This is a genomic window from Polaromonas naphthalenivorans CJ2 (genome assembly GCF_000015505.1).
Lineage (GTDB): Bacteria > Pseudomonadota > Gammaproteobacteria > Burkholderiales > Burkholderiaceae_C > Polaromonas > Polaromonas naphthalenivorans.
Window position 1 is genome coordinate 491,805 of the sequence record NC_008781.1, and the last position, 18,073, is coordinate 509,877.

18 protein-coding genes are annotated in these 18,073 nt (G+C 63.3%); 14 read left to right on the forward strand and 4 right to left on the reverse strand.

Going from position 1 to position 18,073, the window contains the following annotated elements:
* Positions 1 to 3 precede the first annotated feature (3 nt).
* From PNAP_RS02335 to PNAP_RS02390, 12 genes are all read left to right on the forward strand, one after another.
* Positions 4 to 1,611: a carboxyl transferase domain-containing protein gene (locus PNAP_RS02335; RefSeq protein WP_011799893.1), complete on the forward strand. Its 1,608-nt coding sequence runs from the start codon at positions 4 to 6 to the stop codon at positions 1,609 to 1,611.
* 8 nt (positions 1,612 to 1,619) lie between these two features.
* Positions 1,620 to 2,141: a DinB family protein gene (locus tag PNAP_RS02340; RefSeq protein WP_011799894.1), complete on the forward strand. Its 522-nt coding sequence runs from the start codon at positions 1,620 to 1,622 to the stop codon at positions 2,139 to 2,141.
* Complete coding sequence (locus PNAP_RS02345; protein WP_011799895.1) at positions 2,138 to 2,920, forward strand: enoyl-CoA hydratase/isomerase family protein; 783 nt, start codon at positions 2,138 to 2,140, stop codon at positions 2,918 to 2,920. The genes PNAP_RS02340 and PNAP_RS02345 overlap by 4 nt, the downstream gene beginning before the upstream one ends.
* Before the next feature lie 22 nt (positions 2,921 to 2,942).
* Complete coding sequence (locus PNAP_RS02350) at positions 2,943 to 3,614, forward strand: DUF4126 domain-containing protein (protein ID WP_011799896.1); 672 nt, start codon at positions 2,943 to 2,945, stop codon at positions 3,612 to 3,614.
* Entirely contained in the window at positions 3,607 to 5,619 is a 2,013-nt protein-coding gene (locus PNAP_RS02355; RefSeq protein WP_011799897.1) for an acetyl/propionyl/methylcrotonyl-CoA carboxylase subunit alpha, read from the forward strand. The genes PNAP_RS02350 and PNAP_RS02355 overlap by 8 nt, the downstream gene beginning before the upstream one ends.
* A 17-nt stretch (positions 5,620 to 5,636) precedes the next feature.
* Entirely contained in the window at positions 5,637 to 6,566 is a 930-nt protein-coding gene (locus PNAP_RS02360) for a 2-hydroxyacid dehydrogenase (RefSeq protein WP_011799898.1), read from the forward strand.
* A gap of 4 nt (positions 6,567 to 6,570) precedes the next feature.
* Positions 6,571 to 7,497 carry a hydroxymethylglutaryl-CoA lyase gene (locus PNAP_RS02365; RefSeq protein WP_011799899.1) on the forward strand — a complete coding sequence of 309 codons (927 nt, stop codon included), beginning with the start codon at positions 6,571 to 6,573 and terminating at the stop codon, positions 7,495 to 7,497.
* Complete coding sequence (locus tag PNAP_RS02370) at positions 7,497 to 8,249, forward strand: YbaK/EbsC family protein (protein ID WP_011799900.1); 753 nt, start codon at positions 7,497 to 7,499, stop codon at positions 8,247 to 8,249. Before PNAP_RS02365 ends, PNAP_RS02370 begins: the two co-directional genes overlap by 1 nt.
* A complete protein-coding gene (locus PNAP_RS02375) occupies positions 8,246 to 8,935 on the forward strand; it encodes a 2-hydroxychromene-2-carboxylate isomerase (RefSeq protein WP_011799901.1) in 690 nt (229 codons plus the stop codon). Before PNAP_RS02370 ends, PNAP_RS02375 begins: the two co-directional genes overlap by 4 nt.
* Before the next feature lie 60 nt (positions 8,936 to 8,995).
* Entirely contained in the window at positions 8,996 to 10,822 is a 1,827-nt protein-coding gene (locus PNAP_RS02380) for a DUF294 nucleotidyltransferase-like domain-containing protein (protein WP_011799902.1), read from the forward strand.
* Positions 10,819 to 11,481: a 3'-5' exonuclease gene (locus tag PNAP_RS02385; protein WP_011799903.1), complete on the forward strand. Its 663-nt coding sequence runs from the start codon at positions 10,819 to 10,821 to the stop codon at positions 11,479 to 11,481. Before PNAP_RS02380 ends, PNAP_RS02385 begins: the two co-directional genes overlap by 4 nt.
* Before the next feature lie 170 nt (positions 11,482 to 11,651).
* A complete protein-coding gene (locus PNAP_RS02390; protein WP_041376471.1) occupies positions 11,652 to 11,990 on the forward strand; it encodes a BON domain-containing protein in 339 nt (112 codons plus the stop codon).
* An 85-nt stretch (positions 11,991 to 12,075) separates the two neighbouring features.
* On the opposite strand, the gene PNAP_RS02395 is transcribed toward PNAP_RS02390, so the two are convergent.
* From PNAP_RS02395 to PNAP_RS02405, 3 genes are all read right to left on the reverse strand, one after another.
* On the reverse strand, positions 12,076 to 12,279 hold the full coding sequence (locus PNAP_RS02395) for a hypothetical protein (protein ID WP_408633724.1): 204 nt from the start codon (positions 12,277 to 12,279) through the stop codon (positions 12,076 to 12,078).
* A 73-nt stretch (positions 12,280 to 12,352) separates the two neighbouring features.
* Positions 12,353 to 14,080 carry a cation acetate symporter gene (locus tag PNAP_RS02400; RefSeq protein WP_041376473.1) on the reverse strand — a complete coding sequence of 576 codons (1,728 nt, stop codon included), beginning with the start codon at positions 14,078 to 14,080 and terminating at the stop codon, positions 12,353 to 12,355.
* On the reverse strand, positions 14,077 to 14,400 hold the full coding sequence (locus PNAP_RS02405; protein ID WP_041376474.1) for a DUF485 domain-containing protein: 324 nt from the start codon (positions 14,398 to 14,400) through the stop codon (positions 14,077 to 14,079). The genes PNAP_RS02400 and PNAP_RS02405 overlap by 4 nt, the downstream gene beginning before the upstream one ends.
* Positions 14,401 to 14,751: 351 nt before the next feature.
* Here PNAP_RS02405 and PNAP_RS02410 point away from each other — a divergent pair, with 351 nt between their 5' ends.
* Positions 14,752 to 16,410: an MFS transporter gene (locus PNAP_RS02410; protein WP_011799906.1), complete on the forward strand. Its 1,659-nt coding sequence runs from the start codon at positions 14,752 to 14,754 to the stop codon at positions 16,408 to 16,410.
* A gap of 15 nt (positions 16,411 to 16,425) precedes the next feature.
* The gene (locus PNAP_RS02415; RefSeq protein ID WP_011799907.1) at positions 16,426 to 16,929 is read left to right on the forward strand and encodes a hypothetical protein; all 504 of its coding nucleotides are present in this window, start codon (positions 16,426 to 16,428) and stop codon (positions 16,927 to 16,929) included.
* Positions 16,930 to 16,939: 10 nt separating this feature from the next.
* On the opposite strand, the gene PNAP_RS02420 is transcribed toward PNAP_RS02415, so the two are convergent.
* Positions 16,940 to 18,043, reverse strand: a complete 1,104-nt coding sequence (locus PNAP_RS02420) for an ABC transporter substrate-binding protein (RefSeq protein WP_011799908.1) — start codon at positions 18,041 to 18,043, stop codon at positions 16,940 to 16,942.
* Positions 18,044 to 18,073: the final 30 nt, after the last annotated feature.

Here is an 18,073-nt window from a genome sequence, read left to right on the forward strand (position 1 = left end):
CCCATGACCACGCTAGACACCCAACTCAACGCCCGTTCCGCCGATTTCCAGGCCAACGCCGCCGCCATGCGCGCGCTGGTGGACGACCTTCATGTGCAGCTCGCCAAATCGGCTGCGGGCGGCGGCGAAGTCGCCCGCGCCCGGCACACGGCGCGCGGCAAGCTGCTGCCGCGCGACCGCGTGCAGATGCTGCTCGACCCCGGAACGCCCTTCCTGGAAGTCGCGCCACTGGCCGCGCTCGGCATGTACAAGGGCGATGCGCCCTGCGCCGGGCTGATCGTCGGCATCGGCCGCGTCAGCGGCGTGGACTGCATGATCGTCTGCAACGACGCCACCGTGAAGGGCGGCACCTACTACCCACTGACCGTCAAGAAGCACCTGCGCGCGCAGGAAATCGCCCAGCAGAACCACCTGACCTGCATCTACCTGGTCGATTCGGGCGGCGCCAATCTGCCCAACCAGGACGAGGTGTTCCCCGACCGCGACCACTTCGGCCGCATCTTCTTCAACCAGGCCAACATGAGCGCGCTCGGCATCTCGCAGATCGCGGTCGTCATGGGCTCGTGCACCGCAGGCGGCGCCTACGTGCCGGCCATGAGCGACGAAAGCATCATCGTCAAGAACCAGGGAACGATTTTCCTGGGTGGCCCGCCGCTGGTGAAGGCCGCGACCGGCGAAGTCGTGACCGCCGAAGACCTGGGCGGCGGCGACGTGCACACCCGGCTCTCGGGCGTGGCCGACCACCTGGCGCAAAACGACATGCATGCGCTGGCGCTGGCGCGGGCTTCGGTGAAGAATTTGAATAAAAATAAGGCTTTTGCGCATGCTGGGCGTGCACCGATAGCTCCTAAATTTGTAGCGGATGAGCTGTACGGCGTGATTCCGGTCGATGTGCGCAAGCCCTTCGACGTGCGCGAAATCATCGCCCGCATCGTCGATGGCAGCGACTTTGACGAGTTCAAGGCGCGCTACGGCACCACGCTGGTCTGCGGCTTCGCGCATATCGAAGGCATGGCCGTCGGCATCATCGCCAACAACGGCATCCTGTTCAGCGAGTCGGCGCTCAAGGCAACGCACTTCATCGAACTGTGCTGCCAGCGCAAGATTCCGCTGGTGTTTTTGCAGAACATCACCGGCTTCATGGTCGGGCGCAAGTACGAAAACGAAGGCATTGCCCGCAACGGCGCCAAGATGGTGACGGCCGTGGCCACGGCGGCGGTGCCGAAGTTCACCGTCATCATCGGCGGCAGCTTTGGCGCGGGCAACTACGGCATGTGCGGCCGGGCGTTCTCACCGCGCTTTTTGTGGATGTGGCCGAACGCACGCATCAGCGTCATGGGCGGCGACCAGGCGGCCGGCGTGCTGGCGACCGTCAAGCGCGACGGCATCGAGGGCAAGGGCGGCGCCTGGACTGCCGAGGAGGAGGAGCATTTCAAGGCGCCGATCCGCAGCCAGTACGAGCACCAGGGCCATCCGTACTACGCCACCGCGCGCCTGTGGGATGACGGCGTGATCGACCCTGCCGACACCCGCCGCGTGCTCGCGCTGGGGCTGAGTGCGTCGCAGAACGCGCCGATTCCCGAAACGAAATTCGGCCTGTTCAGGATGTGAGCCAAGCCATGAACCTCAATGTTTATTTCGCCACCCTGGCGCGCTACAACGTCTGGGCCACGCAGCGGCTGCTGGAGGCGGTGGCCGATGTACCGGATGACGGCTACCGGTGCGATGCGGGCCTGTTCTTTCGCAGCATCCACGGCACGCTGGCCCATCTGCTGGTGGGCGAGCACCAGCTGTGGTTTCGCCGCTTTGCCGAAGGCGTCTCGCCCGTGGTGGCGCTCGATGCGGACCTGGTGCCCGAGCGGCAGGCGCTGGCCGCGCAGCTGCTGGCCGGGGCGCGCCGCTGGGAGCCGCTGGTTGCCAGCCTGCCGCCCGAGCGCTTCGACGGCCTGCTGAACTACACCACCATGCGCGGCCAGCCGGCTTCGCTGCCGTTTGCCGCCACGCTGGGGCATGTCTTCAATCACGGCACGCACCATCGCGGCCAGATCACGGCCGCACTCACCGCACTGGGCCGGCCTTGCCCGGAGCTGGACATGGTGTATTTTTTGCAAACCCAGCCACACCAGGAGTCACCCGCATGAGCGCCAGCCTTGAAATTTCTTATGACGGCGCCGTGGCCCGCATCACGCTCAACCGCCCCGACGTGCGCAATGCCTTCAACGACGAGGTCATTGCCGAACTCACGGCAGCCTTTCAGGAAATGGCCGCGCGCGCCGAGGTGCGCGCCGTGGTGCTGGCCGCCATCGGCCCGGCCTTTTGTGCCGGCGCCGATTTGAACTGGATGCGCCGCATGGCCGACTACACGCGCGACGAAAACCTGCTTGATGCGGCCGCGCTGGCCGAGATGCTGCGTGTGATGTACGAATGCCCCAAGCCGACGATTGCCCGCATCCAGGGCGATGTGTATGCCGGCGGCATGGGCCTGGTGGCCGCCTGCGACATGGCCGTCAGCGTCGATACGGCGAACTATTGCCTGAGCGAGGTCAAGCTGGGGCTGATTCCAGCCACCATCAGCCCGTATGTGATCCGCGCCATGGGCGCGCGGGCGGCGCACCGCTACTTCTTGACGGCCGAGCGCTTCGATGCGAAGGAAGCGCACCGCATCGGCTTCGTGCATGAAGTGGTCGGCGCCGACGCGCTTGATGCCAAGGTGGCGGAACTGACGAACGCCCTTAGCAGCGCCAGCCCGAACGCCGTGCGCAGCTGCAAGACGCTGGTGCAGGAAGTGGCTGGGCAGGGCATCGAGGCGCCGCTGATCGGCCGCACCGTCGAAGGTATTGCCGACATCCGCACCAGCAGCGAAGGCCGGGAGGGCGTTCAGGCCTTTCTGCAAAAACGCAAGCCGTCCTGGCTGGCTTGAGTCCTTCCAAAGGAGTTCCACCATGCAAGCCCTGGACACCGCTCAACTGATCGCTTTGGCTGGCGCCCTGGGCTGGGCCAGCGGCGTGCGCCTGTATCTGGTGATGCTGCTGACCGGGCTGGCCGGCTACATGGGCTGGATGGAGCTGCCGCAGGGCCTGCACCTGCTGGCCAATCCGGTGGTGCTGGGCGCCAGCGGCTTCATGGTGTTTGTCGAGTTCTTCGCCGACAAGATTCCGGGCCTCGATTCGCTCTGGGACGTGGTGCATACCGTGATCCGCATCCCGGCCGGCGCTGCCCTGGCGGCGGGCGTTTTTGGCGCCGACAGCAGCGCGATGGGGCTGGCAGCCGCCCTGGTCGGCGGCACGCTGGCCGCGACCAGCCATGCGGCCAAGGCCACCAGCCGCGCCGCCATCAACACCTCTCCCGAGCCGTTCACCAACATCGGCACCTCGCTGGTCGAGGACAGCCTGGTTCCGGCGGGGCTGTGGCTGGCGATTGCGCATCCCCTTGTCTTCATTCCCTTGCTGGCGCTGGTGCTGGTGCTCAGCATCTGGCTGATCCGTCTTTGCTGGCGCTTTTTGACCCAGCTGTTTGCCCGCGTGGCGCGTATTTTCAGCGGCAAGCCCGATGCCGGATTGCCGCCCGCTTTTACCCTGAAGTCCCCTTTTTCAAAGAACGACCCCCATGTTTAAAAAAATTCTGATTGCCAATCGCGGTGAAATCGCCTGCCGCGTTGCTGCTACTGCAAGGCGCATGGCCGTCAAGACCGTGGCCGTGTATTCGGATGCCGACGCCAGCGCCAAGCATGTGGGCTATTGCGACGAAGCCGTGCATATCGGCGGCAGCGCGCCCAAGGACAGCTACCTGCGCTGGGAACGCATCATCGAAGCCGCCAAGGCGACGGGCGCCGAGGCGATTCACCCCGGCTACGGCTTCCTGAGCGAGAACGAGGAATTTGCAAAAGCCTGCGCCGGGGCCGGGCTGGTCTTCATCGGCCCGCCGGCGTCCGCCATCAAGGCCATGGGCCTGAAGGCTGAATCAAAGCAGCTGATGGAAAAAGCCGGCGTTCCGCTGGTGCCCGGCTACCACGGCGCGGACCAGGACCCGGTGATGCTCAAGCACGAGGCGGACCGCATCGGCTACCCGGTGCTGATCAAGGCCAGCGCGGGCGGCGGCGGCAAGGGCATGCGGGCGGTTGAAAAATCTGAAGATTTCGCGGCGGCGCTGGCCTCCTGCAAGCGCGAAGCCATCAACAGCTTTGGCAATGACACCGTGCTGGTCGAAAAGTACGCCCAGCGCCCGCGCCACATCGAGATCCAGGTGTTCGGCGACATGCATGGCAACTATGTGTACCTGTTCGAGCGCGACTGCTCGGTGCAGCGCCGCCACCAGAAGGTGCTCGAAGAAGCGCCCGCGCCCGGCCTGTCGCCCGAGATGCGTCAGCAGATGGGCCTGGCCGCCGTGGCTGCCGCGCGTGCGGTCAACTATGTCGGCGCCGGCACGGTGGAATTCATCGTCGAGCAGCGCGCCGACGGTTCGATGAACTTCTTCTTCATGGAGATGAACACCCGCCTGCAGGTCGAGCATCCGGTGACCGAAGCCATCACCGGGCTGGACCTGGTCGAGTGGCAACTGCGCGTGGCCTCGGGCGAGCCGCTGCCGCTGGCGCAGGATCAGCTCAAGATCAACGGCCACGCCATCGAGGCGCGCATCTGCGCCGAGAATCCGGACAACAATTTTTTGCCCACCACCGGCACGCTGCATGTGTACGACAAGCCGCTTTGCACGGCGTTTGAGCGCGCGGACTTGAGCAACGCGGGCATTGCGGTACGCATTGACGACGGCGTGCGCCAGGGTGACACGATTTCGCCGTTTTACGACTCGATGGTCGCCAAGCTGATCGTGCATGGCCAGACGCGCGAAGAGGCGCTGGCGCGCATGGACGAAGCGCTGGCGCAGACCCGCATCGTCGGGCTGGCCACCAACGTGCAGTTCCTGCGCTACGTGGTGCGCAGCCCGTCGTTTGCCCAGGCGAATCTGGACACGGCCTTGATTCCGCGCGAAGAGGCGGTGCTGTTCAAGCAGGAGCCGGTCGGCCTGCCCCTGGCCGCCGCTGCGGCGATTGCCCAGACGCTGCTCAGCGAAAAAGCCACCGAAGGGGCCGACCCGTTCAGCCGCCGCGATGGCTGGCAAACGCATGGCGTGACGCAGCGGCCGTTCGAGTTCGACTTCCACGGCGAGCCGGCCAAGGCCGCGTTGACCTACCGGCATGACGGCGCCTTGCAATTAACGGTTGGCGACGTTTCGGGGCCGCTGGTGTTTGCCCAAAGCGGGCAGGGCATAGCCATCCAGTTCGCCGGCCAGCGCCTGAGCGCAACGGTCTATACCCAGGGCGAGGTGGACCACGTCTTTACCGCCAGGGGCGCGACCCAGATCACCGCGATTGACCTGCTGGCCCACGCGGGCGAGAGCCACACCGAAGGCGGACGCCTGACCGCGCCCATGCCGGGCAAAATCCTGTCTTTTTCCGTCAAGGCCGGCGACTTGGTTCAAAAGGGCCAGCCGCTGGCGGTGATGGAAGCGATGAAAATGGAGCATACGATTGCAGCGCCCGCCGACGGCGTGGTCGAGGAGCTGATGTACGCGCCGGGCGACCAGGTCACCGAAGGCTCGGAGCTGCTCAAGATCACTGTCTGATTTTTCTGGAAACCTGCATGCGCATCAGTTTTTGCTGTACCGATACCCAAGCCCAGCCCTGGCTGGAAGGCCTGCGTGCCGCCTTTCCCGGCGCTGACGTGGAGCCGTGGTCCGCAGGCGCGGCAGCCGCCGATTACGCCGTGGTCTGGACGCCGCCTCAACAGTTCATCGACGAGCAGACGAAGCTCAAGGGCATCTTCAACATCGGCGCCGGCGTCGATGCCTTGATGAAGCTGCGCCTGCCGCCCGGCGTTCCGGTCGTCAAGCTCGATGACGCCGGCATGTCGGTGCAGATGGCTGAATACGTGTGCCATGCGGTGATCCGGCATTTCCGGGAATTCGACGGCTACGAGGCCGACGCGGCCGAGGGCAAATGGTCATACCGCAAGCCGCACCAGCGCCAGGATTTTCCGGTCGGCGTGATGGGGCTGGGCGTGCTGGGCGAGCGGGTGGCGCGCGCGCTGGCGCAGTTCGAGTTTCCGGTGCTGGGCTGGAGCCGGTCGGCCAAAGTGATTGACGGCGTGCAATGCTTTTCGGGCGAAGCCGGGTTCAACGATTTCCTGGCGGCCAGCCGCATCCTGGTCTGCCTGCTGCCGCTCACGCCCAACACCGACAACATCATGCGGCGGGACACGCTGGCCCGGTTGCAGCCGGGCGGCTATGTCATCAACGTGGCGCGCGGCAGCCACCTGGTTGACGACGACCTGATCGCGCTGATCGACAGCGGCCATCTGTCGGGCGCCACGCTCGATGTGTTCCGCACCGAGCCGCTGCCGGCGGCGCATCCGTTCTGGAAACACCCGAAAATCACCGTCACGCCGCACACCTCGGCACGCACGCTGCGCGAGGAAAGCATCGCCCAGATCGCCGGGAAAATCCGTGCGCTGGAAAGCGGCGCCCCGATTGCCGGCCTCGCCGGTGTGGTGGACCCGAACCAAGGATACTGAAACCATGACCCTGCATTTACCTTCCAGAGTCAAGCTCGTCGATGTCGGTCCCCGCGACGGCCTGCAGAACGAAAAATCGCCCGTTCCCGCCGCCGTGAAAATCGAACTCGTGCATCGCCTGCAGGACGCCGGTCTCACGGAAATCGAGGTCACCAGTTACGTTTCGCCCAAATGGGTGCCGCAGATGGCTGACAACGCCGAAGTCATGGCCGGCATCCGGCGCAAGCCCGGCGTGCGCTATTCGGTGCTGACGCCCAACATGCAGGGTCTAGAGGCGGCGATGAAGCCAGCGCCCGAGTTGTGGCCCGACGAGATCGTGGTGTTCGGCGCGGCCAGCGAAGCCTTCAGCCAGCGCAACATCAACTGCTCGATTGCCGAAAGCATCGAGCGTTTCCGGCCGGTGGTGGCTGCGGCCCGGGCCAACAATATTTATGTTCGCGGCGCCATTTCCTGCACCGTCGGCTGCCCCTACGAGGGCGAGATTGCGCCGGAGCGCGTCGAAATGGTGGCGCGCCTGATGAAGGACATCGGCGTGCAGCACATCGGCGTGGCCGACACGATTGGCGTCGGCACGCCGCTGAAGGTGCAGCGCGCCCTGGAAGCGGCGCTGAAGCATTACGACCTCGATGGCGTGTCGGGCCATTTCCATGACACCTACGGCCAGGCGCTGGCCAACACGCTGGCGTCGTTGCAAATGGGCGTCTGGCAGTTCGACACCTCGGTCGCGGGCCTGGGTGGCTGCCCCTACGCCAAGGGCGCGACCGGCAATGTGGCGACGGAAGACGTGGTCTATCTGCTGCACGGCATGGGAATCGAAACCGGCATCGACCTGGACAAGCTGATTGACGCGGGCAAGTTCATCAGCGACTTCCTCGGTCGCCAGCCCAACTCGCGCGCCGCGACGGCCTTACTGAACAAGAGGATGAATTGATGTGCGGTGCTGAACTGAAGGTGCTTCCAGAAGGCGTGCAGCGGGTTGCCGCGTTTTTGCAGGACAAGGGCCACATGCATGCGCCCGTGATGCTCGATGACGCCGCGCGCACCGCGCAGCAGGCGGCCGATGCGCTGGGCGTGGCCGTCGGCCAGATTGCCAAAAGCATCATCTTTCGCCGCAAGTCGGACGATGCTGCAGTGCTGGTCGTGACCTCGGGCGACCGGCGCGTCGATGAAAAGAAGGTCGAGGCGCTGGTCTGCCTGGACGGCAAACGGCTGGGGCGCGCCGATGCGGCATTCGTCAAAAGCCGCACCGGCTTTTCGATTGGCGGCGTCTCGCCGCTGGCCCACGCCACGCCGTCGGTCACGCTGATCGACCAGTCGCTGTTTCGCTTTGAGCAAATTTGGGCGGCGGCCGGGCATCCGCATGGTGTGTTCCAGCTGTCGCCCTGGGAACTGCAAGACCTGACCGGCGCGCCGGTCGCGGACCTGGCGGTGGACGAGGATGACAAAAAACGGGAGTTGCAGCGCGCCATCAGCCTGGTCCGCCTGCGCGCCCCGACGCCGGACACGACGCTTGATGTGTCGTCTCCGTGCATTTCCATCTGCCGCATGAACGCAAGCTCAGGACTGTGCGAAGGCTGCTTTCGCACCCGCGACGAGATTGCCGGCTGGAGCGGCGCGACCGATGAGGGCAAGCGGGCGGTCTGGAAAATCATCGAGCAGCGCATGGCGGCCCTGCAGACATGACTTCCATGAACCCAAATCTTCAAGCCCCGGCCGCTGAACTCAAGGACATCAGCTGCTATCTCGACTTCATCTCGCCCTACGCCTACCTGGCGTTTGAGCTGCTGCCCGAAGCCTTGCAAGGCATCAGCTACAGCCTGAGCTACAAGCCGGTGCTGTTCGGCGCCATGCTCAAGCACCATGGCCAGCTGGGACCGGCCGAAATCGCCCCCAAGCGCGACTGGACTTACCGGCAGGTAGCGTGGCTGGCGCACCGCCACGGCATTCCCCTGCAGATGCCGGCCAGCCATCCGTTCAACCCCTTGCCGCTGCTGCGGCTGGCGCTGGCCTGCAGTCCCGCAGCCGAGCCCACTGCGCCCAACCGCTATGTCTGCGAAACCATTTTTCGCCATGTCTGGCGTGGCGGCAACGAGGTGACCGACCCGGCCCGCCTGCAGGCGTTAACCAGCGCGCTGGCGCCGCCGCGTGAAGTTAATGGCGACGAGGTCAAGATGCAGCTCAAGCGCAATACCGACGAGGCCATCGCGCTCGGCGTGTTTGGCGTGCCGGCTTTTGTCGTGGACGGCAAGCTGTTCTGGGGGCTGGATTCGTTGCCGATGCTGCGTGCGTACTTGCAGGGCGATGCCTGGTTTGACGGTCCGGCCTGGGATGCTGGCGCCAGCGTCCGGGAAGGCCTGCGGCGTCAGTAAACTGCCTGCCCGGCGGGAGGAAAATCGGCTGAACCAAGCCACCTCAGAACGGAGTTCACGATGCCCAGCGCATTCAATTTTTCGGCGTCGCCGTTTGACTGCCTCACGCCCGATGAGCAGCAGCTGGTGCAGGACAGCGTCGATATCGCCTATTTCCCCCAGGGCGCCACCATTTTGGCGCCGGGTGCGCAGCCGACGCACCTGTTTGTCATCATCAAGGGCTTCGTCCAGCAGTTCGACGGCAACGACGTGGTCACCACCTATGGCCCTGAAGACTGCTTCGATGGCCGGGGGCTGATGGCCGGCAAGGTCAGCAGCCGCTTCGTGGCGGCCGAGGAGGTCGTGGCCTACCAGCTGGCCAGGCAGGCGGTCAGCGACCTGATTGCCGGCAATGTGACCTTTGGCGCGCTGCTGTTCTCGGACTTGTCCAACAAGCTCAGCGCCCTGTCCGAGCGGCAAAGCCGGCACGAATTGCAGTCGCTGACGATGGCGCGGGTCGATGAGGCTTTTGTGCGCACGCCGCATTTTGTCGATGCCGACATGTCGATTCTGGACGTGACCCGGCAGTTTCATTCGCTGCGCACGGCGACCCTGCTGGTGCGTGACTCGCAGGTCTCGCCGCCGGCCCTGGGGATTTTTACCCTGACCGGGCTGCAGCGGGCAATTCTGGACGGCACGCCGCTGGACCGCCTGGCCGTCAGGGGGCTGACCAATTTTTCACTGATCAAGGTGCGGCCCAGCGACCAGCTGGGCGATGCCCTGGCGGTCATGATCAAGCACAAGGTGCATCGGGTGGTGGTGGCCGAAGGCGAGCACATCACCGGCGTGCTCGAAGCGCTGGACCTGTTCAGCTTTTTGTCCAACCACTCCTACCTCATCAACGTCCAGATACTTGATGCCCGGGATGTGCCGGCCCTTCAAGAGGCGGCCGGGCAGATCACCCGGCTGATTTCGCTGCTGCAGCGCAGCGGCACCCATATCAACATGATTGCCCGCCTGGTGCAGGAACTCAATGCCAAGCTGTTCGAGCGCGCCTGGCAGCTGATTGCGCCGCCTGACCTTGTTGCCAACAGTTGCCTGTTCGTGATGGGCAGCGAAGGCCGGGGCGAGCAACTGCTCAAGACCGACCAGGACAACGGCCTGGTGCTGCGCGACGGCTACGAGCCGGCTTGCGATGTGGCTGCGGTGTGCCGGCGGTTTTCAGCGGCGCTGGCTGATTTTGGCTACCCGCCGTGCCCGGGCAACATCATGGTCAGCAACCCGCAGTGGTGCCAGAGCGTGACCGATTTCAGCCAGACGGCCCGCCTGTGGCTGATGGCGGCCACCACCGACGGACTGATGGCGCTGGCCATCTTCCTTGATGCCCATGCGGTGTGCGGCGACCGCACGCTGTTGGACAAGGTGCGGGCGGCGGTGTATGACATGACCGCCGACAACGATGCCATGCTGGCGCGCTTCGCCTCGGCCATCAACGCCTTCGGCAACAGCAGCGCCTGGTGGAACCGCCTGCTGTTCCGGGGCGACCAGGGCAAGGAAGCGCTGGACATCAAGAAAGCCGGCACCTTTCCGCTGGTGCATGGCGTGCGCAGCCTGGCGCTGGCCCATCATGTCAGTGCCACCTCGACCGTGGAGCGCGTCCAGGCGCTGGTGGCCGCCGGCCGGTTGCCTGAAAAGCTGGCCAATGACCTGATCGACAGCCTGCATTTCTTCATGGGGCTCAAGCTCAAGGTCGGCTTGCAGCAGTTAGAGACCGGCCATGCGGCATCGGACGAGATCGCGCTGGACAAGCTCAGCAGCCTGGACCGCGACTTGCTGAAAGACACGCTGGGCGTCGTCAAGCAGTTCAAGGCCTTGCTGAACCAGCGCTTTCACCTGGAGGCGATGTGAGTGTCTTTGCCGGCCTGCCGCCGAGCCGCTGGTTCGCGGCGCTCAAGCGCGAATGGCTGCTCTACCACCTGGGCGACCCGCGCTTTCGCTTCATGTGGGACCCGGCGCCCGAGAACGAATGGGTGGCGCTGGACTGCGAAACCACCGGGCTGAACACCCGGACCGACGACATCATCGCCATTGGCGCGGTGCGCATCCGGGACAACCGCATCATGACCAGCGAGCGCCTGGAGTTGCTGGTGCGGCCCGAGAAGCGGCGCTTGAGCGCCGAAAGCGTGCGCGTGCATCGCCTGCGCGAGCAGGATGTGGCGCAAGGCATCAGCGCCGACGAGGCGATGATGAAGCTGATGTATTTCATCGGCAGCCGGCCGCTGGTGGGCTACTACCTGGAGTTTGACCTGGCCATGATCAACCGGGTGCTGTTCCCGATGCTCGGCATGGGCCTGCCCCAGCCCAAGATCGAAGTGTCGTCGATGTACTACGACTACAAGTTCCACCAGTTGCCGCACCATGCGCGCGACAGCGGCTCGATTGACCTGCGCTTTGAAAGCCTCATGAAAGACCTGAACCTGCCGCTCTGGTCGGCCCACGACGCGCTGAACGACGCCATCATGGCGGCGCTGGCTTTTTTGAAGCTGCGGCAGTTGCGGGCGGGGTGAGGCCGGGCGCGGATCTGGTAACACCTGTGCCTTGACTTCGCGCGAACCGCCGCGCAGGATTTAAATCCCTAACGTGAGGATTGGTCAATGCACTAGTGGTCAGTTGAGTGCAATCGACAAGGCAAAGCCACCGGATGCATTGAATTTTTATTTGTGTGAAAGGATTTGCTATGAGGTACCTGAACATCAAGTTTTCACCTCTGTCCGCAGCCCTCGTTTTGTCGGCTGCCTGCTTGCTCGGCTGTTCCGTCCTGCAGGCGGGTGAACAAGCCGCCTCCGCGCCGGGAGACCCCGCACTCGCCGCTGCCGTGACGCAGGCCATCCATGACGCCCTGGACTACAAAGCCAAGGATATTCAGGTGGCAGTCAATGGCGGTGTCGTCATGCTCAGCGGTTGGGCCAACCAGCCCAGCGATGAGTCGCGCGCACGCGCGGTGGCCAGCCGGGTGCCTGGCGTTATGCGTGCCTACAGCCGAGTTCACCTGTGGTCCAGCGACGACTCTTATTGAGGCGGTGACGCGGGCATAAAAAACCGGGCGCGCGGCCCGGTCGATTCTGGCAATGCGGATCGTCGGTCCGCATGTCTATTTGTCCTCAGTGCCCGGATGCGCCCGATGCGCTATGGCCGGTTTCCGAGCGCACTTGCTGGGCGGGGAAGGCGGCACGTTCCTTGGCTGCATTGGGGCTGCGGTCCAGAATGGAGAGCAGCACCGGCAATGTGTAGGGGAACAGTGCCGAACCCTTGGGGTAACCCAGCGTCGCTTCCCAGGCCGAGGGCGACACGATGGTCAGCGCCACATTGAAATTTCCCCGTTTCCATAAAAAATGCCGGGCAGTGCCCGGCATTTTCAGGAGTTAAGAGCCCGCTGGCTCAATGCCCCGAAGACTTCGAAGCACCCAGGCCGGTTTCGGAACGAACCTGCTGCGACTTGTATGCGGCGCGTTCGCTGGCGGCTTGCGGGCTGCGGTCCAGAACCGAGAACAGCCACACGCCGAAGAAGCCGATGCTGATCGAGAACAGGGCGGGCGAAGAGTAAGGGAACCAGGCTGAACCCTTTGGATAGCCCAGCACGGCTTCCCACACGGACGGCGACACGACGGTCAGGCCCACGGAGGAAATCAAGCCCAGGAAACCGCCAATCACGGCGCCCTTGGTGGTGCAGTCTTTCCACAGCACCGACATGAACAGCACCGGGAAGTTGGCCGAAGCGGCAATCGCGAAAGCCAGCGACACCATGAAGGCGATGTTCTGCTTTTCAAAGGCAATACCCAGGACCACGGCGACCAGGCCGAGCGCCAGCGTCGTCATGCGCGAAACCTTCAGCTCCGAAGCGCTGTCGGCCTTGCCCTTTTTGATGACGGTGGCATACAGGTCGTGCGACACGGCGGAAGCGCCCGACAGCGTCAAGCCAGCGACCACGGCCAGGATGGTGGCAAAAGCCACAGCCGAGATGAAGCCGTAGAACACGTTGCCGCCGACGGCCTTGGCCACCAGCACGGCTGCCATGTTGGCCGATCCGCCGCCGCCCTTGATGATGCCCTTGGCGGTGTCCGCGAACTCGGGGTTGGTCAGCACCAGGGTGATGGCGCCAAAGCCGATGATGAAGATCAGCACATAGAAGTAGCCGATCCAGGTGGTTGCCCAGAACACCGACTTGCGGGCTTCTTTGGCGTCAGGCACGGTGAAGAAGCGCATCAGGATGTGCGGCAGGCCGGCCGTGCCGAACATCAGCGCCATGCCGAAGGAAATCGCCGAGATCGGGTCCTTGATGAAGCCGCCGGGGCCCATGATGGCGCGGCCAATGACGGCTGCATCTTCAGCGGTCTTGCCACCGTTGACGGCCAGCTGGGTCTTGACTTCAACGCCTCGGGCAAACAGCGCTTCGGGGCTGAAGCCGAACTGCGCCATCACCATGAAGGCCATGAAGGTCACGCCCGCCAGCAGCAAACAAGCCTTGATGATCTGCACCCAGGTGGTGGCGGTCATGCCGCCGAACAGCACATAGATCATCATCAGCGCGCCGACGATCACCACGGCCATCCAGTATTCCAGGCCGAACAGCAGCTTGATCAGCGAGCCTGCGCCCACCATCTGTGCAATCAGGTAGAACGCCACCACGACCAGCGTGCCGGAGGCCGCAAAAATGCGGATCGGCGCTTGCTGGAAGCGATAGCCGGCCACGTCGGCAAAGGTGAACTTGCCCAGGTTGCGCAGGCGTTCGGCCATCAGGAAGGTGATGACCGGCCAGCCGACCAGGAAGCCGATGGAGTAGATCAGGCCGTCGTAGCCCGAGGCCATCACGGCGGCGGAAATACCCAGGAAGGACGCGGCCGACATGTAGTCGCCGGCAATCGCCAGGCCATTCTGGAAGCCGGTGATGCCGCCGCCGCCGGTGTAGAAGTCGGCGGCCGACTTGGTCTTGGAGGCTGCCCACTTGGTGATGAACAGGGTGCCGACCACGAAGACGGCAAACATGCTGATCGCCACCCAGTTGGTCGGCTGCTTGTCAACCTGTCCGAGGTCGGCGCCTGCGGCTTGCGCTGCGGCGGCTGCGAGCAGCGCCGTCAGGGCCGCCAGGAATTGGAGTCCAGCCTTCATTTGGAAGCCTCTTTCAGGATTTCGGCGGTCAGGCGGTCGTATTCGCCGTTGGCGCGGCGAACATAGATGCCGGTGATGACGATGGTGAAAACAATCACGCCAAAGCCGATGGGAACGCCCAGCGATGTGACGCCAGCGCCAATCGGTTGCGCCAGAAAAGGCTTGTTGAACGCAATCAGCGCGATGTAGCCGTAGTACACCACCATCATGAGCGCGGTCATGGACCAGCCAAAGGTGTTGCGCTTTCTACGAAGCTCGTGGTATTTGGGGTTGGCCTCAACCTTGGCCACCATGGGGTCAACCCTGACAGGATCACTCATAAATTTCCTCCGACTTGGGTAGTTCGTCATCACAACAGCCCCGGACGGGCATTGCAGGAGGTGAATTCTGGGAGGGGGGGCTGACCAAGTCCTTACGTTGGACAGGGGAAAGAACTAGGGATTTTCCCTTGGTTCAAGGGCCGCTGAAAAACGGCGGAAGGCTGTTTGTTCGCGATTTATCGCCATGAGAAATAGTGTCCAAGGGTTAATACTTAGGCGATGATTTTTCGTTCCGTTCGATGCCGGCGCCTGCCGGGCTGGCGTCAGAGCCGGGTCAGCTAGGGCCAAGATAGTCGCCCTGACTGCCTGCCAGGGTAGCCGGCCTATCTATTCATAACGGAGACAACAAAAATGGCAACAACAGTCGATAAGAGTGTCATGACGGCAGAGCAGAGAAAGGTGATTTTTGCCTCCTCCCTGGGCACGGTATTCGAGTGGTACGACTTTTATCTGTATGGCTCTCTGGCGGCGATTATTGCCAAGCAGTTTTTCAGTGGGCTGGACGCTGGTTCGGCATTCATTTTCGCCCTGCTGGCGTTTGCCGCCGGGTTCATCGTGCGTCCGTTTGGTGCGCTGGTCTTTGGCCGCCTGGGCGACATGATTGGCCGCAAGTACACCTTTCTGGTCACCATCGTGATCATGGGCCTGTCCACTTTCATCGTCGGGCTGCTGCCCAGCTACGCATCGATTGGCGTCGCGGCGCCAGTGATCCTGATTGCGCTGCGCATGCTGCAGGGCCTGGCCCTCGGCGGTGAATATGGCGGCGCTGCGGTTTATGTGGCCGAGCATGCGCCCGAAGGCCGGCGCGGTGCCTACACCTCCTGGATCCAGACCACGGCGACGATGGGCCTTTTTCTGAGCCTGCTGGTGATTCTGGGGGTGCGCACCGCCGTGGGCGAAGTCGCGTTTGCCGACTGGGGCTGGCGCGTGCCCTTCGTGGTTTCCATCTTGCTGCTGGCCGTGTCGGTGTACATCCGGCTGTCGATGAACGAGTCGCCTGCCTTCCAGAAAATGAAGGCCGAAGGCCGGACGTCGAAGGCGCCGCTGTCCGAGTCTTTCGGCCAGTGGAAAAACCTGAAGATCGTGATCCTGGCGCTGGTCGGCCTGACCGCCGGCCAGGCCGTCGTCTGGTATTCGGGCCAGTTCTATTCCCTGTTCTTCCTGACCCAGGCGCTCAAGGTCGATGGCCCGACCGCCAACATCCTGGTGGCTTACTCGCTGCTGCTGGCGACGCCGTTTTTCGTGGTGTTCGGCACCCTGTCCGACAAGATAGGCCGCAAGCCCATCATCATGGCGGGCTGCCTGCTGGCCGCCCTGACTTATTTTCCGGTGTTCACCGCGCTGACCAAGGCGGCCAATCCTGACCTGGCCGAGGCGCAGGCCAGGAACCAGGTGGTGGTGACTGCCGATCCCAAGGAATGCTCGTTCCAGTTCAATCCGACCGGCACGGCCAAGTTCACCAGTTCCTGCGACATCGCCAAGCAGGTGCTGGCCGGCGCATCGGTCAGCTACGAAAACGTGGCCGGGCCCGCCGGCACGGTCGCCTCGATCAAGATTGGCCAGAACGCCATCCCCAGCTACACGGCCAAGGGCCTGAGCGCTGACGAGGCCCGCAAAAAGGATGTGGAGTTCAAGAAGCTCATTGGCGATGACCTGAAGGCAGCCGGCTACCCCTCAAAGGCTGATCCGGCCAAGATGGACAAGGTCATGGTCACGGCGATCCTGTTTTACCTGGTGCTGCTGGTCACCATGGTCTATGGCCCGATTGCCGCCATGCTGGTCGAGATGTTCCCCACGCGCATCCGCTACACCTCGATGAGCCTGCCGTATCACATCGGCAACGGCTGGTTTGGCGGCCTGCTGCCCACCACCGCTTTTGCCATCGTGGCGCAAACCGGCAATATGTACAACGGGCTGTGGTATCCGATCATCATTGCCGGTGTGACCTTCGTGGTGGGAACCTTGTTCGTCAAGGAAACTAAGGATTACGACATCTACGCCAACGATTGAGGGGAGGCAAACCGAATGATTTACGTCAAGACGGAGTCGGGCCAGTCAGCCCTGCTCAGCCGCTCGCTTGCATTGACGCCCCGGCAGCGCTCTGCATTCATCATGTTCGATGGCAAGCGCAGCATGAAGGAAGTCCTGAAGGCCACCGAGGGATTGGGTATCACGCAAGATGATGTGGCGCACATGGTCACGCGGGGATTGCTGGTTCCCATTTCCACGGCCAATAAGGTTGCGGCCATGGTCAGCTTGCCGGGCGCTCCCGTGATTGCGGCAGCGCCTGCCCCCCTGGCGCCTGCGCCTCAACCTCAAGCAGATCGCCAGGATGCGCAAGCGCATTATTCAAAGGCCTACCCGATTGCCACGCGGCTCACGGCGGGCCTGGGTTTGCGCGGCTTCTTGCTCAACCTGGCCGTCGAAGCCGCCGGTGACCTGGGCAAGCTGCGGGAACTGGCGCCCAAAATCGAGCAGGCTGTCGGTCCCGAGAAGTTCAGGGAACTCGAAAACGCCCTCTATGAGTGAGTCGCGCGACTCAGCGCTTGAATTTCCCATCAGTGCCGATGATGGACAGGTCTGAAAAATCAAGTCCGCTGTGGTCATTCGCGTTGTAGGTCACCTCCAGCCCGCCAATATCGAGTTTGCCGATGCCTTCCAGCGCTGCCTGGAGTTTTTCGCGGCTGGGTTGGGGGCTGGCGCGGCGCAAACCTTCAACCAGGATCTTGGCAGCAGCAAAACCCTCAAGCATGGCCGGGCTGAGTTCGGTTTGCTGCTTGGCCTTGACCAGTTCCAGGGCTTCCTTGACCAGGGAGTACGCGATGGAGCGTTCTGAAGGAAAGACCTGCGTGACAATCATGCCGCGCCCGCTGTCGCCCAGGCTCTTGATGAATCCGCTGGAGGCGTTGTTGGACAGCGTCACGATCTGTGCGGCCGAGCCGGCTGCACGCAAGGCCTGCAAACCCTCAGCCACCGTCTGGCCGGACGCAATGATGATGACGGCCTGCGCATTGGACTGTTGGATTTTGGGCGCCAGGGCGGTGAAGTCGGGCTTGGCGCGGTTGATTTTTTCCAGTGCGACCAGAGTGCGCTTGGCCGTGGCCATGCCTTTTTGCGCACCTGTCAGGCCGTCGGTGCCGAAACTGTCGTCGGTATAAATAATGGCGATCCGGCTGATGCCCATCGAACTCAGGTGGGTGATGGCTTTTTCCGCTTCGCGCTGGTAGGGTGCCCGCACATTGAAAACATGCTTTTGCACCGGCTGGTGCAGCACCATGGCGCCGGTGGACGGACCCACGAGCGGCACCGCGTATTTGTCAAGAAGGGGAATCACCGCTTCGGTGTGCGGTGTGCCCCGTGTCAGGAACATCGCCACCACGTTTTTCTCTTCAATCAGCTTGCGCGCATTTTCTGCCGCAAGTTTGGGGTCGAACTTGTCGTCGAGTGAGATCAATTCAATCTTCTGTCCGCCAATACCGCCTTTGGCATTGATGCTGTCCAGGTAGAGCCTTGCCCCGTCTGTCGTTTCCTTGACGCCCGCGCCCACGGGGCCGGTAAATCCGGCTGTTTGTCCGATCAGGATTTGCGCCTGGCATACCTGACCCAGTGATGCTGTCAACAAGGCAGCGCACCAAAAAAACATTTTTATCACTTTGTTTCCTTTTGTGGTTGG